This window comes from Arthrobacter sp. N199823 (genome assembly GCF_002929705.1).
Taxonomy (GTDB): Bacteria; Actinomycetota; Actinomycetes; order Actinomycetales; family Micrococcaceae; genus Specibacter.
The window spans coordinates 17,307-32,781 of sequence record NZ_PJIN01000007.1 but is presented as its reverse complement, the minus strand read 5'-3'; the positions used below and the strand labels follow the sequence as shown (position 1 = coordinate 32,781).

The 15,475-nt window shown below is 55.4% G+C and carries 12 protein-coding genes; 7 read left to right on the top strand and 5 right to left on the bottom strand.

Features of this window, described 5'->3' with window-relative positions; all coding sequences use genetic code 11:
* The first annotated feature begins 16 nt into the window (after positions 1-16).
* From CXQ93_RS14670 to CXQ93_RS14650, 5 genes are all read left to right on the top strand, one after another.
* Entirely contained in the window at positions 17-253 is a 237-nt protein-coding gene (locus tag CXQ93_RS14670; protein WP_104111183.1) for a glutaredoxin family protein, read from the top strand.
* A 235-nt stretch (positions 254-488) separates the two neighbouring features.
* On the top strand, positions 489-1,820 hold the full coding sequence (locus CXQ93_RS14665) for a hypothetical protein (protein ID WP_146073233.1): 1,332 nt from the start codon (positions 489-491) through the stop codon (positions 1,818-1,820).
* A 598-nt stretch (positions 1,821-2,418) separates the two neighbouring features.
* Positions 2,419-2,853, top strand: coding sequence for a hypothetical protein (locus CXQ93_RS21275; protein ID WP_308470627.1), 435 nt, complete (start codon positions 2,419-2,421; stop codon positions 2,851-2,853).
* 456 nt (positions 2,854-3,309) lie between these two features.
* Positions 3,310-3,531 (top strand): helix-turn-helix domain-containing protein, encoded by a 222-nt coding sequence (locus CXQ93_RS14655; protein ID WP_104111181.1) that lies wholly within the window; start codon positions 3,310-3,312, stop codon positions 3,529-3,531.
* Complete coding sequence (locus CXQ93_RS14650) at positions 3,524-4,711, top strand: site-specific integrase (protein WP_146073232.1); 1,188 nt, start codon at positions 3,524-3,526, stop codon at positions 4,709-4,711. The genes CXQ93_RS14655 and CXQ93_RS14650 overlap by 8 nt, the downstream gene beginning before the upstream one ends.
* Before the next feature lie 215 nt (positions 4,712-4,926).
* Here the strand turns inward: CXQ93_RS14650 and CXQ93_RS14645 are convergent, their stop codons facing one another.
* On the bottom strand, positions 4,927-7,467 hold the full coding sequence (locus tag CXQ93_RS14645; protein ID WP_219817362.1) for an AAA family ATPase: 2,541 nt from the start codon (positions 7,465-7,467) through the stop codon (positions 4,927-4,929).
* 447 nt (positions 7,468-7,914) lie between these two features.
* On the opposite strand from CXQ93_RS14645, the gene CXQ93_RS14640 reads away from it, so the two are divergent.
* Positions 7,915-9,207: a restriction endonuclease gene (locus tag CXQ93_RS14640; RefSeq protein WP_104111178.1), complete on the top strand. Its 1,293-nt coding sequence runs from the start codon at positions 7,915-7,917 to the stop codon at positions 9,205-9,207.
* A gap of 1,032 nt (positions 9,208-10,239) precedes the next feature.
* Here CXQ93_RS14640 and CXQ93_RS14635 read toward each other — a convergent pair.
* Positions 10,240-10,905 carry a response regulator transcription factor gene (locus CXQ93_RS14635; protein ID WP_104111307.1) on the bottom strand — a complete coding sequence of 222 codons (666 nt, stop codon included), beginning with the start codon at positions 10,903-10,905 and terminating at the stop codon, positions 10,240-10,242.
* Between the two features lie 25 nt (positions 10,906-10,930).
* Entirely contained in the window at positions 10,931-11,944 is a 1,014-nt protein-coding gene (locus CXQ93_RS14630) for a sensor histidine kinase (RefSeq protein WP_258069021.1), read from the bottom strand.
* A gap of 648 nt (positions 11,945-12,592) precedes the next feature.
* On the opposite strand from CXQ93_RS14630, the gene CXQ93_RS14625 reads away from it, so the two are divergent.
* Positions 12,593-13,654, top strand: a complete 1,062-nt coding sequence (locus tag CXQ93_RS14625; RefSeq protein WP_104111177.1) for a hypothetical protein — start codon at positions 12,593-12,595, stop codon at positions 13,652-13,654.
* A 313-nt stretch (positions 13,655-13,967) separates the two neighbouring features.
* Here CXQ93_RS14625 and CXQ93_RS14620 read toward each other — a convergent pair whose 3' ends face one another.
* On the bottom strand, positions 13,968-14,375 hold the full coding sequence (locus tag CXQ93_RS14620) for a hypothetical protein (protein ID WP_104111176.1): 408 nt from the start codon (positions 14,373-14,375) through the stop codon (positions 13,968-13,970).
* A 145-nt stretch (positions 14,376-14,520) separates the two neighbouring features.
* Entirely contained in the window at positions 14,521-15,330 is an 810-nt protein-coding gene (locus CXQ93_RS14615) for a hypothetical protein (protein WP_104111175.1), read from the bottom strand.
* Between the last annotated feature and the right edge of the window lie 145 nt (positions 15,331-15,475).

The following is a 15,475-nucleotide window of genomic DNA, read 5'->3' as shown; positions in this document are numbered from 1 at the left end:
GAGTGAGGTGAGGGAAATGAACGTCACGGTCTACAGCAAGCCGGGCTGCCAGCAGTGCAAGTTCACCTGCCTATCCTTGGACCATGCCGGCATTCTCTACAGAGTCGTTGACCTGACCGCTAACGCCGCCGCCCTCGAATACGTCCAAGACCTCGGCTACTCCCAAGCCCCGATCGTCGTCGTCAACGACCACCACCACTGGTCAGGATTCAACCCACTCGAGATTGAACGATTGCAACTCGCAATCCAATAACTGACAGCACCAAAATTGAAAAAAGCGCTGTAATATCCAATCATGCGGCGTCTAACTATGCCCCTTCCGATCCAACGCCACCTTTATCTTGACCAGATTGATACGAGGGGTCCCCATGGCCAACAGGGCCACATCAGTTCGAAGCCACCGACCACGACGGCCATAAATCATTTGGATAAGCTAGTACAGTGTTGAACTGGGACGTATCGAATGAACTTAATCTTTGGGGGAAGTCTTGACGAAAAAAATGAAGGTAGCTGACGTGTTCGGTATCGGGGTGGCTTCAAACACTCCGGCATACGTAGATCGTGGTGACTTGGATCTCGTGTTCAGCCGAGCCCTTGATTCGAAAAGGCACGTCAGCATTCATGGAGGAAGTAAGCAAGGAAAAACCTGGCTAAGACAAAAGGGACTTCAGCCAAAGGCGTCTATTCTGGTGCAATGCACGACTACTTCCAAAGCAAGTACAGTCCTTGAAGAGGCGCTCTCTCAGATAGGTGTGACTGTCAAGTTCTCCAAATCTGGAAAGGACTCCGTTACCGGAAGTATCGCGTCTTCTGTCGACGCAGAAGCAGGAAACTCTTTATTTGCCAAGATCAAGGCATCACTCTCAGCTTCTGTAACAGAAGTAGAGGAGAGGGAAACCCTGGAACATTTCCTAGGTCAAACTGTGGCCAATCTCCAATGGGTGGCAACTGCTGTCAAATTTTCCGGAAAGCGCCTCGTGCTAGAGGACTTCCATTACCTACCTGAAATTCAGCAGGAAGTTTTCGCTTCATGGATGAAGGCACTCGGCGAATATGGTGTGCACGTAGTCATTGTTGGAGTCTGGCCGAGAGATCACCAGATGACCTATTTCAACGGCGATCTAGACGGTCGGGTTGACGACATACACCTAACTTGGTCCGACGACGACCTGAAAAGGGTACTAGTCGCCGGAACAGCCGCTCTCAAAGTAAAGCTAACAGATAGTCTCGTAGCGGCTTTGGTACAGGACTCATATGGAAATGTTGGACTCATTCAGCGTCTTGCAGAACGACTTTGTCACGCAGCAAAAATTGACGAACATACCGACTGGGTCACCTTAGACCTGGGGCCGGAGCTTGCAGAGGCACGGCGCGTTGTGGCCGATCAAATGCGCGGAAGATTTGAAAAATTCGCCTCTAACTTCGTGAGAGGTATGCGGAGGATGCCAGAGGGCTTAGTTGTCTATCTTCATCTTCTGCGTGCATTCACTGCAGCGGATGATGCGGTGCTTCTGCATCAAGGCTTCGACACCCGCGCACTGTTATCTGAATTCGGGGATCAGAACATTCGACAAAGCGACCTAACACAAGCGCTAGACCGAGTACAAGCACTGCAAGTGAAGATCAAGGTAAGCCCTCCCGTTCTTGCATACGAAGCTGCAAGTAGACGGGTGGTGCTCCTCGACCGAGCATTCTTGTTCTTTCGCAGACACGGCACTCCGGTTTGGCCTTGGGACGAGAGTGATTACGAAATCACAAACGACCTAGCACAAAGCGAACCGATTAATCTTGACGAACTCTTGGACGTCACTACCCCATAGCGGTAGTCCATTTAGCATTAATATTTGGCGCGGGCAGGGTGCTGACGCTCCCTGCCCGCGTTGTTTAGACTCTCCGGATGTTGGCGACGAAACTTCTCAGGATCGGCGTCCGAGTCCAATCGTCTTCGTTGGCATCCCACCTTGACTGCAGAAAGAAACCTAAGAAAAGAGAAGTTCGTGCGCCCACACGGGGAGGATTCTAAGAAGCGTTGAGCCCCAACTAAGATACGGGCTGCGGGGCAATTGTTGAACCGACTCTGGGTGCACAACTTCTGCGCAATCTCTAGTTTGGTTCCTTCGGCGCTTGTTTTCCATTCCCGGTTCGACGCCATGACCGCCGGTTATCCGTTGGGCACTTCAAGATTTTCGATACCTGTCCGTTGCTTGGCCTACTACTTTGCGTCGGCCAAGGAGTCTAAGATTTCTCCCAGATTGATCGCTACCATCGCACCTAAAGCGGCGCCACGACGAGGGCCTCGCAATGGTGCCCCACATCTACAAGTCGGAAAAGCTGCTCCGAGAGCTGCTCACCATGGCTGCCCCGCCCCATGCCGCGACCCCATTGACGCCGTTCGGGCACATCTGCTGGTAGAACTCCATGGGAACCGAAGCCGCGAACTACATGCAGGCCGCCTTGTTGTTCGACCCCAACTACCACCTAGCCAGGTTGCTCGATCTGATTCTCGGTGCGGGCGTTGTTTCCAGCCGGGCACAACACAAGATCACCACTTTCCGGAACCCACCACTAACAATTCCGTCCGAATCAAAACCATCCGTGCGAATCAAAACCAGAGGAAGCATAGAGCGAAGCGAGGGCAATGACCAACACGGCATACAGCAAGCCAGACTGCCAGCGATGCAAGTTCACCTACTGGCTCTGGACCATGTCGGCATCACCGACAGCGTCGTCGACCTGACCACCAACGCGACCGCCCTCGGGTACTCCCAAGCCCCGGTCGTCGTCGTGAACGACCACCACCGGTCAGGATTCAACCCTACCGAAATCGAGCGGCTCAAGCTCGCCACCCAATAGTCACCATAAGCAAGAGATCCAGTGCCGTATGAAAACCTCATGCGGCACTCCCCTGCGCCACCACCAGCCCACCGATATTTCCACAAACCTATCGCAGCAGCCAGGTCCCATCACCACCTGTTCCCTGGCAAAAGAACCCCACCCCACCATGGAACTGCCGCAACCAAAAAGCCCTTTACACTTCTGGCACCGAAGCGGGCTGCCGTCACGGCCAGCGTGACGGCATGTCATGGAGTCACCGGGTCGGATCGCTATGAAGAGGGATGACCAAGCAAACCGGCCCCGACTGCAACACCACGTTCACTCCCGCCAGCAACCTGCAGCTCTTCTGCGTGCCGCGCCACGATATTTGGTGAGGTGATCGCCGTCGTGCTTCCGACATGGCAACAGCAATCATGTAGTTCCAGTGCTTTTCAGCATGGACAGGTGTAGGTCCACGTTGAACAGGAGAAGCCGATGAGCGAGCAAACAAGCCAGGCCCCTTCCACCGCAGCAATCGCGGAGGAATGGCTGACCCCACGGGATATCTGCCGGGAACTGCAAATCCCCGAGCAGACCTTCTACCAGTGGCGCGTCAAACACCTTGGGCCACGGGCACACCGGATTGGACGGCACCTGCGCATAAGCCGGAGCGACCTGAACGACTGGCTCGAAACGACGGAAGATCACTTTGCCTAGAGCGCGCTTGCCGTTGGGTACTTGGGGTCAGATCACACGCAAGCAACTCAAGCCAAAGATTTGGCGCGCTCGCGCCAAGTTTCGCTCCTTCGACGGTGCAGTCCGCCGATACGAAGCCTGGGGACCGTCTGGCCCAAAAGCAGAGGCAGCACTGATTCACAAGCTCACACTGTTGATCCCGATCAATGAGGATGAGATCGGACCGGAGATGCAGCTGCGCGAGCTTTCACGGATTTGGTGGGCCGAATTTGAAGACCTCGGCAGGGCTGCCAACACCAGCAAACGGTATAGGGAGCTCCTGGACACCCACATCCTGCCAGGCACCGGTGAGCTGACCATTAGGGAAGCCAACGTCAATTCCCTCGACAGGTTCCTCAAGACCATCCGCACCAATAGCGGCGCCACGACCGCGAAGATGTGCAAGACCATCCTGTCCGGGATGCTCAGCCTCGCTACTCGGCACGGCGCCATCGGCGCCAACCCATTACGTGAAGTCGCCAAGATCCCCATCGTCACCAAAGAAGTCCGCGCCCTCACCCTGGAGGAGGTCATCGCCCTTCGTAAAGGCGTGCACACGTGGCAGCAACCAACCGGGCGCCCCAACGGGCTGCACGAAAAGGACATCCTAGACGTCGTCGACATCATGCTGGCCACCGGTGCCCGCATCGGCGAGGCCCTTGCCATACATTGGACTGATGTGGACCTAGAGTCCGAAAAGCCGACAGTGACGATCAATGGGACCGTCATCAAAGTCAAGGGCACCAGTGGACTGAAAATTCAAGATCATCCGAAGAGTTCCAACTCTCGGCAGAGGTACTTCTTGCCTTCCTTTGCCGTAGAAATGCTCCGCAAACGTCAAGCCGACACTACGCGAACCAACAACCTTGGCCTCGTCTTCGCCTCCAGCGTGGGGACAATCCGCGATCCAAACGGCTACCGCAAGCAATGGCGCGAGGTCAGAGAAGCCCTCGGCTACGACTGGGTCACGCCGCACACGTTCCGGAAATCGGTCGGTACGATCCTCGCCAACACCCAAGGTATTGCCGCCGCGACGGCCCAACTCGGCCACTCTGACGAAAAGATCACCAGTAAGCACTACGTCCAGAAGACACACGCGGCGCCGGACAATACCGAGGTGCTGCAGGCATTTGGTGAGCTGACGACGAAACAAGCAACTTAAATCACTTGATCCGCTACCGCCGGACCCGATGACCCGCGCAAGTACTGGACGACAGTTCCTTCTGGATCGACGGAGCCTAGAAAGTCTCACTCGTGGGCTTGGCCCTCACCTCTATCCAATCACCTCCACACCCGAATTCATCACAGCGCAACCTCAGCTAAACACTGTGTATAAAAGGCCCACCAACGGGCGCACCGGAGATGCCCCTGGGGCCTCTAACTATTTTGTCGGTAGGCATTCTTACGGGAATTGAAGTCCTTTGCCCAGTCTCGGGCCATTGCTACCCTATCCGTCATGTCAGTGGGAGTAGGGAGAGATACTTGGTTACCTGCACCCGTGGAATGAACATAGTAGGAATTAACATCCATGCCGTTATCTATCGCTCCCACATCAGCCTGGGTGACTACTACCAGGCTGGAAAGCATGCCTGTCCTGATGGCAGGTTGATTTCGTGCAACCACGCCACCAATCATGATTTCCTCAACCGCATACTCCCAAGCGTTACGGAGGTCGGTGGCAAACCATACGCAATCATTGGCATAAGCAGTCATATCCATGTCCGCCCCGCTGTAATGCTTACGTGCAACGGGTATCACTTCATGCTCAAGCTTGGCGAGAAGGTTCCTGAAGCCCTGAGTTGGCGTGCCAGTTCCCGCAACTTGCAACCCAGCCCCCTCTTCTGGATGCCTTGTCAGTTCAACGTAGTTCGCTTCAACCTTGGTCGGGTTGGCAATTTGTGCCAGTGCCTGCCGGCGGATGTCCTTTTCCACGCCTTCATGCCACAGTGCTCCCACAAAAGACACATTGTGGGTAAAAATGATGACCTGTCGATGATGGGCTTCTTCAACCAGTCGTACGGCGATTTTGGTCTGGAAGTCATGGTCAAGGCTTGTCATGGGGTCGTCAAAAATGATCGCTGAGCCATCATCGCTACTGGTGACATCAGCAAGAAACGCCGCAACCGTAACCGCACGGAGTTCGCCCTCACTGAGAACTCCGTTAGCCCTTTCGGTGGCACTGATTGCACCGTCCACATTGAAGCCGATGGTGTTGATGCCACGGTCGACAGACTGAACCAGCTTCACCCGCAGACGGGCTTCACTCTCGGGAGCATTCTGTGACAAGTTTTCCATCATGCGGAGGTTGGCAGTGAAGTCAGTGGCAATGCGTTCAATGTAGTCCTTCACCAAGGACTTGGACTTGAGGGAAAGCCCCCGAGTTGCCGTTTCAACCCCCACCTTTTCCAAGGCACCGATGTAAATAAGACGGTTGTGGTGGTCTCGCAATACTTCAAGGGAACCAGCAACCTTGGAGCGCTCTTGCAGTTCCAACAGCCGTGTTTCCTTGCCGGCAATGTCAGAGCCATCCTCGGTCTCGCCCTGGATAGCCTTCACCGTGTCGTCTAAGCCCTTGGCTATCGTCTCAAACAGGCTGACAGTCTCTTCCAACTCGCCAGCAACTGTGGGATGGATTAGGACACTTGGGTTAACTGTTTCATCGTCGAGGAACGGTGCGGTGATTTCGTCAATGAGCTCGTTACTTACAAGCAGACCCGTTGTTGGTGTTTCAAGCAGTCGGTTGACCAGGGCAAGGTTGGCACGGAACTTGGTGATGTCTTCCCGATGGTCTGTTTCCAAGACTGTCAGCATGTCCGCATTGATATTGTCGCTGGATACGGCAGTCCTGATGCCGGCAATGATAGCCGTCATCTGCCGTGTGAGCCGTTGCTTTTCTGCGTCCAGATCCTTTGCCATCGCAGTCTTAAAACTGTTTAGACGGTCATGTGCTTCTGGCGTGAGTGTCTGGTGGCAGAGTAGGCAATATTCACTGTCGTCAGAGGGGAAGCCATCTGTGAGCTCTTGCTCTTCCCGTGCGAATTCTTGAGCTGCATCCCACATGGACTTCCATTTTGGGCTAAGAACGCCAGAGACAGGTTCAGTCGTGAAGTCATGATGGATTTCCACTGCCTGTTCTGCGTCAATCGCACGCAAGCGGATCCAGATAGACCGCAGGGCTTCTACCTGCTCGTTGCTGACCTTCCCAGCCAGTGTTTTGATGCGGTTGGATTGTGTGCGGTAGTTCGTGCTGGCAACTTTGGCTGTGCCTTCCCGAGCCGATTTGCTGTTGCCTTTAAGGTTGGATATCTCGCCCGGTAGGGTTGTCAGGTCTTGCTTGTCGTCGTCCGTCAGGGTTCCAAGGGTGGTCACCAGTTCAATGGCGGCAGCCTTACCCAGATAGTCCATGGCGGTGCGGACACTTGTTGACACTGCATCCACAACAATGGTTGGAACCTGCTCTGCTTTGAGAACAGCAATCCTGCTCTTTGCCTCTTGGGCGATGGATCCATATGTTGCCGTCATGCTTGTAACGAGTTCCAAGCCAGGGGGAATGAAGGACAGTTCTGTGGGGCTCTTGCCTACATGGACTGATGCTGACTGGCTGTCATACACAGCAACCCTGGGCAAGTCAGTGTTGTCAGTTTCTACCCGTGGGTTCCACTCATGGTCCAGGTCGGTGCCGCCCAACTGATACCAGACTTTGGCTTGGGGTTCAGGTTGTTCGGGTTGGAAGACATCGCCCTTGATTTCTTCTTTTGCTTTGGCGTGACAGCACGATTTGAGGATTCTCGTGTATCCGCTCTTGCCCACGCCATTCAAACCGAAAATAATGTTCAACCCAGCAGGTTGGAGTGTCAGTTCAGCCCCAGGACGCAGACGATTGACGCCCTGGATGTGTTGGATCTTGGACAGGGCCACCGGTGGGGCTGCTGATGAACTGCTGGGGACATGTTTTTGAGTGAATGGGACTACGGCAGGGTTGCTGAATGTGGTCTTTTCGCCATCCCTTTCGTCAAGGTTGATGTTGTCTTTGAGGTTGGCTTCATAGGCAATATCTGTCAGGACTGCGATGTCTTCGTCAGATAGTTCGGCTGTGGTTGTATGCCGTCGAAGGGCATCCTGCTGCCATGGTTTGAGTGTCGCTGAAAATACAATGAGTTCGTCGTAGATACTGCCAGCCATGGTGATGCCCCCAGATAGTTTCGTATTCCTCATGCTACCCATGAATAGCAATGGCAAGAGACGTGTGTTTCGTCAGTTGTGAATCGGACATATCAGCGCTAAGCAGCAGGCCATCGTGGGCCTACTGAAAGAAGAATACTGGCCTGCCCTGGCGGCCTCGGGGTCTGCTCCCGCATCACACCCATGAACCGTTCACTGGGGATCATACTGACCAGTAACACGCCAAAAATCGCAGCAGCTACAGGTAGCGCGACGTACGCAGCGTGGCTGACCGGTCCGGGCGCCAGGAGAAGCTATGGTTCCAATATGAATACGCCGTTTCGTTCTCGCCATAATCAGGAGATCCTGCTTGCTGATTGGAGCGATGCGGAGGATCTAGCAGCATGGTACATGCGCACATATCTTGGAATGCAGGACGCCAGAACCACAGGTTCTGGCAATGACCAAGGCATCGACGTTGTCTCCGATCGCGGAGTCGCCCAGGTGAAACATACGGCGGTCCCAGTTGGGGGTCCCACAGTTCAGTCCGCACTCGGTGCGGGGCATGGAAACGTAGCCGTGCTCTTCCTTTCCCTGTCAGGTTTCACTCGTCAAGCTGAAGAATTCGGGGAACGAGCTGGAGTTGCTCTGTTTAGCTTTGACATCTATGGAGATGTGCGACCCCATAATGTCCACGCCCGTCTTCTTGTGACGCTTGGAGGCCGTAAGCGGACGTTGAGTGTTGAGGACGTACGCTTAAAAAAGCTACGCGAGAAGGCTCTGCCGGCCATGACAAAAATGGAACAGCGCCGGAGCGAAGTCGACGCTCTGGCCGCTGAACTCGAGAACACCACCGGCCTCGAAAGCGACAGCCGTACCTTGGCCTGCATCGTCGGGGAGTACGCGGGATTCCTGCACACGATTGGAGCCCAACGATTGGGTACCGATAAGCTCCTGGAGATTCTTGACGACGCGAGGGCTGGTAGAACTCGTATGGGAATCTACGACAAGCCGGAGCTCATCCCCGTGCCAGCCGTTGAAGCCGGATGCCAGGGACTCATTGAGCTTTACGAGGAAATCGATGACATTGAATCGCTGCGCCTCCTCACCGCCAGCAAATGGGTTAAGAAGTTCTTCGACTGGGATATTCGCAGAGAACACATAAATTACCTCATTGAATATGCGAGATTCTCGCCGTTGGACAAGGAACCACCTCTAGAAGCCATACAGCTCCAAACCACCATCGAAATGGACAGCAAGCTAAATTATTCGATTGCATCGCGTTGGCTAGATAACTTTCCCGAGGGCGTTGAATTAAGCTCGTTCCTTGCGGCGGCAAAAAAAGACCCCATCGGACGTGAACCGGACCACTGCAAAGGGCTGCTCGAGCACTTCTGGTTGATCGAACTTGAAGACGAAGACACACCCCCTGCATATCCCCTCGGATACGAAGCCCACGACATAGAACGAGTTCGACAAGCTCTCAATCCACAATGATTATTCTTTCCTTCGCCCTGTAACTCTTGTTTCAGCTCCTAGCAAATCAGCCTGACGTTCTTCCATGGAAGTCATGATATTTAGCTCACCTGATCACTCGAAATTTCCTGTGGCTAGCTTTGTTGATCATGTTCGCTCCAGGTACACAACCTCAGCACCGACAATCGATCAGGCCACGGGCGTAAAATAGTCACCATGGACAGCGACCTCCACTCGATCGGCACCACAGACGTGGCCCACTCTGCCCAGAAATTGAACCCGTACCCGGACAGCGCCGCTGGCTCACGGAGAAGCACTCCCCTTTTACTCCCCCTTTTCAACCAATAACTACGGCAATGCACGACATGCCACAGTCTTCGGAAACAACCAGCAGCCCCGGAAACACGCAGATTATGGCAAGTAACCGCACCTAGCAGAATCCAGATAGCTAGATTCTCTTGGTCGCTGGTTCGATTCCAGTCCGGGGCACAAAAAGGGCCTCTGACCTGCGGTTTTACTCTTTTGGCCGGGTGCGCCGAGGTGCCAGATCACGTTCTACTCACGTTATTGAACGAAAAGTTGGTCACGTTTTTGACATTTTCGGGGTCTATTTCGACTCCACCTGAGGTCACGTTTCACAATCCGCGCGCATAAAAGTGGCGGAAATCCGCGGTTCCTTCATACCCTGGTGGTTTGAAGCCGTCGCTGCCAACTATTGGCCCTCCGTTCGTCCTGCTCCCGGCAATGACGATCGTCGTTTAGCCAAGAACTTCCCTCGAGACTGCAAGCATCCCGGCGTAGCAGATTCAATCTTCCAGCTCTAACAATTCGGCAATATTGCCGTGAACCACCATCCCAACGATGGGCTGCGGCGGGTGCATTCCAACGCAATAGACTTACGTTCAGCCAGACTGTCAACTCGCCCCCAAGAGGACCTTGGCGGGACGGTTCACTTCTTCCGTGGTGATCACGCCGGGGAGGCTGCGGCACGGGTAATGCGTGTTGTGGGGACCGATCGGTGTGGGCCTTCTCAAGGGGCGGTTATTGTTGCATTTAGGCTTGGCCTGTTGAGCTGCCCAAGAGGTGACGTTCATAGGCAAAGGCGACTAATTGAATTCGTGTGCGGAGCTCCAGTTTGTTCAGGACACTGCGTAGATGGGTCTTGATGGTGGCTTCAGAGACAAACAAGCTTTCCGCCATTTCGCCGTTGCTCAATCCTTTGGCTGCGAGTACAAAAATATCTCTCTCCCTGACTGAGAGGACACTGAGAACGGAGAGGTCCGGGCCTAGATCGGGGTAGCTTCGGGCAGCATGCTCAAAAAGTGTATGGATCGATCCGGGGGCAATGACGGAATATCCTGTGTATACCGTTCGAATGGCGGCCAGGAGGAATTCCGGTTCGGCGCTCTTGAGTAGGTATCCGCTGGCCCCAGCTTGAACAGCATCAACTACGGCTTGATCCCGGTTGAAGGTGGTCAGGGCGATGATCTTGGGTTTTTCGAGACCGACCGCGTCGGCGTCTTGAAGGATCTTCCTGATCGCGGCTACTCCGTCCATGACAGGCATCCGCAAGTCCATTAACATCACGTCAGGACGCTTTGCAGCGGCCAAGGCAACGGCTTGTTCGCCGTTACCAGCCTCGCCAGAGAACGACATATCCTCTTGGCTGTCGATGAGCATGCGTATTCCTGCCCGGAACATCGGCTGGTCATCCACCATGGCTACAGAGATGCGAGAATCTGTTTCACCCACGGGAGACCGTCGTTCCTTCAATTGCGGCCTCGTCCTGATGCCCCTCAACGGTCAATGTTGGGCCTCGCCCAACGCCGGCCATTGCGGCAACGGGGTTCCAATTCGCTGCCAGGGCGTCGTCTCCATCCACACCGTTTGCCCGGATTCCGTAGGGGACGAAAGCAGCCACACGGAAGTGTTCGCCATCAGGGCCAGCCGTCATCCAACCGCCTGCTGCGTGTGCGCGCTCTCGCATCCCTGGAAGGCCACGTCCAATACGGGACGTGGTGGAAACCTCAAGGATGTCAGTTTCGGCCACCGCCATGGCTGAGGCGACATGTACGGTCAGGCCGGGGCCCGACCAGTCAAAATGCAGCCTGACATCAGTACCTCGACCGCCATGCTTGAGTGCGTTGGTCAGACACTCCTGCACGATACGGAAAACGGCCATTTCCTGCCCGGTTGAGAGTTCCACAGCTGTCCCAGACTCGCTTGAATTGATCTTCAAGCTGCCACGTTGCATGCCTTCAACCAAGGCCGGGATGTCATTCAACTGCGGCTGTGGTGCGACCATTCCGTCGCCACCGACTCCCTCAATAACGCGTTGAGCATCGATTAATGCGCGTCGGGCTGCGCTAGCGATCGTCTCTAGCGCGTTAACGACTGATTTAGGCTGATCCTTGCTCAGATAGCGTGTCCCGTCAGCCTGAGCCGCGATGACCGCTAATGAATGGGCCAACACATCGTGCAGATCTCTGGAGATACGTGTTCGTTCCTGCTCCACGACCAAGGCAATTTCAGTCTCCATGAGGCTGCGTTGGGCCAGTTCCTTCGCGCGGAACAGATTGCCTCGCTCCTCGTACTGCGCTAACAAAACGCCTACAAGTCCGCAACATACGCCTATAAGCAATAGGAGCGCAAACAACTGCAGTCCATATTCCTGAAGCATCGGCCGGTCACCATAGTTCAAAGGCAGATACCAGCCGACGCCGTCACCGTACCGCCACGAGAGGATCAAGAAAGCCATAACGGCAGCGGCTAACACGTTGATTCCGGCAGCGATCCACCTAACTCGTCTCGAGGCCCCCCAAAAGATAAAGGAAAGAGCAATAAAGGAGCCAACATAGATGGCCCAATGGTTTGACTCCATCGCCGGAACGATGTGCGTCAGCTGCCCGATAAGTAGTACCACCGTGAAGCTTAGAGACAGATATGGCATCCACATGGCCGTTGCAATGGCTAGAATCATCAAAACCAGTGGCCACCCCCCGGGCCAGACCATGAACGAGTCCCCCATGCGGCCGGCTTCACCCACACACCACAGGGAAAAGAAAACGACCGCCACAAGAGGGGCGCCCCAACGCTTCGTAAACTTCAAAACTGATTCCATGTCTGCAACCCTACCCACGCCAAACACGGCACAAACCCCGAACTTGGCGATCTCAACCTCAAAGCCAAATAGTTCAGTCTTTGAGCTGAAAATCGCCCTCCATTCACTAGAGACAACGCGGCCATTATCTTTCTCAGGTTGTTATGCGAAGCACGCCAAATCGTCACTAACAGGAACCTTCACCGGACACCAAAAGACTGCGACCGAATGAACCGCCCATAGAACTCCGCCACACGGCACTGACGATCCCTGCTACTCTTCCCCCAAGGGAATTGAGGCCACTACATGGGCATTCTGATCCGCGACGCGGAAAGCGGTTGGCGTGAGCCCGCCGGCACGGGCTACGAGAATGAAAGCGCCCTACAGCAGATCTTGCACGACCACCCAAACCTAGTACCCGGCGTCTCCGACCAGGCCGTGGCGTGCCGCGAATTCCAGTCCGGTGCCGGCCGAGCGGACGTCGTCATCTTGGACACACAGGGGAACCTTACCCTCGTGGAATGCAAGCTGGCTGCGAATCCGCAGGTGCGACGCGAGGTGATTGGGCAAGTCCTCGACTACGCATCCAAGATGTGGCGCATGGACGTGGACGAGTTCGAGCGGGTATGGCGGCGCGCCGACGGCGGCCGTGTCTCCCCGTTCGAGGAGCTGGATGACCAAGATGGCCGGATTAGGACTGCAGCGAAGGAGAACCTCGCATCCGGCCGGTTCAATCTTGTCCTCGCCGTCGATGATCTGAACGACGACGTCAAGCGGATCGTCGAGTTCCTCAACGCCGTAACCGTCCCCGCAACCGGGGTAATCGTCGTCGAATTCACACATGCTCAGGATGGGGACGTCGAGATCCTCATCCCCACCGCGTACGGTACCGATCTCGTCGAGGCCAAATCCGCATCGCCGGCCGCGAGTGTGCGGACCTGGAGAGAGGAAGACTTCCTGGCCTGGTGCGAAGCAAATGACCCGACTGCGACGCCGCTTATCCTAGAGTTTTTGGGCGCCTTACAGTCCGCCGGGTTCCAAATTGTAGGCGGCAAAGGACAGACCCCGTCCCTCAACTGCTCGATCACCTCGCCTCGCGGCGTGAGGTGGCCAGTGGCCCTGTATGCTTTCGCTTCCGCAAAGGAGGTCTCGGCGAAAATCGAGGTGAGGTTCCCCGACTATCGACGGCAGCCCGAACTACGGGAGGCACTCGCGCAAGGGGTGGAGGCGATCCCCGGAATCCCGATCCCCGTCGACCTCGTACGGCAATCCGACTTCGGTAAGCGGCCGAACATCCCAGCCCGAGACTTTACGTCCGAACAGCTGCGGGCACTGCCAACGGCGGTGGCGGCCGCGATCAGAGGCTAAGGCTTGACCACCTTCCACGGTCGTGCAAGCCCGGCGTGCCCGGGCCTCGCACCGGTGAGCAAAGCCCCTAGGAGTGGATCCAGCCGAGACGTGCAAGCTTCGCATATAACGGAATCTCCGTGACTCGCTAACTTCGTTGCAAGTTCCGGGACACGCGTGCTAGCAGGAATCGCGCGAGTGCCGTCAGCTTCCGAAGTCGCCCAAAGGGATGACCGAAGCCCTCTGAATACCCTTCTTCAGAGACTGAAGGCTGCCCGATTGCGGACCCTTGACCGGGACAGTGAACTTCAGCTTGTGGAATGCCAGTCATCCATCACGGGGTCTGATCTAGGCCTCTGACAAGTGCTAGTAGCTCGGGTAAATCGTCTGCGAGCTTCCTTTTTCTGGCATAAATCTCCGCCGCAACGATCGACTCTTCAAGGAGTCGGTGCAAGTACGTTGGAATGTCTTCAACGGGGTCAAGACTGATTGCTGCCTGAATCATGAGTTTTGATTGCTTCTTCGAGAACCTGCCTGTCCTTATGCCAAGAAACTCATTCGGGACAAGTTTCCCGTCAACGTGAAACACCACATTGACTCGAATGGGACTGACGATGTCCTGCCGGGCATTCTGAACTTTCTGGCTTAACACGTTGATCTGCCGACTCCAGGCCATGTTCTTTGAATCTGAGTCGCCGAGTATGGCGCCAATGGTGAGGGCGGGTTCGATGTCAGACGGCATATCATGGAACTTTCAGTTAGATCCGGCTATTGCTTGATCGTCGGTTGTGACTGTTAATTCTATTTGGCGGTTAAATCGCAGCTCTAAATGGCGGTTCGCGCAGTCCCAATAGCGGACGCTCACCGGACAGTCGCGCCAGCATCTTCTACTTCGTAAAGGTCACCCTGCCGCCGGCCAGCCCGTCGATACTGATCTCGAACTCGACGCCACCCAAGTTCGACATACTCCACCCATCCTTGAATTCGTAAGTCTCCCCAGGTGCAAGCGTGTCAAAGCTCAAACCATCGCTCACGGTGTCGTCGCTCACAGAAAGGACATCACTTTCCCCCTCCGTGGCATTCGTTGCATGAGTAAAGATGAAGCTACTGTCGCGAGCTTGGCCTGAGACGTTCTTGATTGTCACGGGAAAGTAGATGTTTACGGGCAGCCGAGGCATCTCGTGGGCTCGGCTATTCCAGAAGGTCGCGCTGACACTCGGCGTGAACTCAACGGGATCCAGCACGGTGATTTCGAGTGCAACGGCTCCCTCGCGCGTGGTGTAGGACACGGTCTGCCCAAACGTGCAATCCGCCGAGGCCCCCAACATAGAACAGTCGGTGGTCGCGTTCACACTGGGTGTCGGAGTCGGGGAGCCTTCTTCGCTAGTTCTCGCAGGAGCTGTTGCAGTTGATGCCGGAGACTCAACCACATCGGGCGTTGCGCTCCGCTCGCTGATCACACCGATAGTGATGATGACCGTCAGGACGGTAGCAAAGACGACAGCGCCGACGGTCCTTAGCAGACGACGAGACTTCGCCTTCGGGCGTCGAAGCGTAATCTCTGTGCGGAACTTCCCTGGCGACTGGGACACGATTTCCCAGCCGTTGTCCTCCCACTTCTTGATCGTGCGAGGTTCCATGCCGCGTACGGCGCGAATCGACCGGGTCTCGTAGTTAGCTTCGGTTTCGGTCGTCATCGCCTGTATGTCCCCAGTTCTGGGCCGGTGGCGACCCTGGTCGATCCTAGTCGATCCTAGTCGATCCTACAGATTACGCACGCTCCTCCCGGTCGCCGAGACAAGGCCATTGAGCCAAGGTGGTGTGCCGACAATCTCAGCGCCG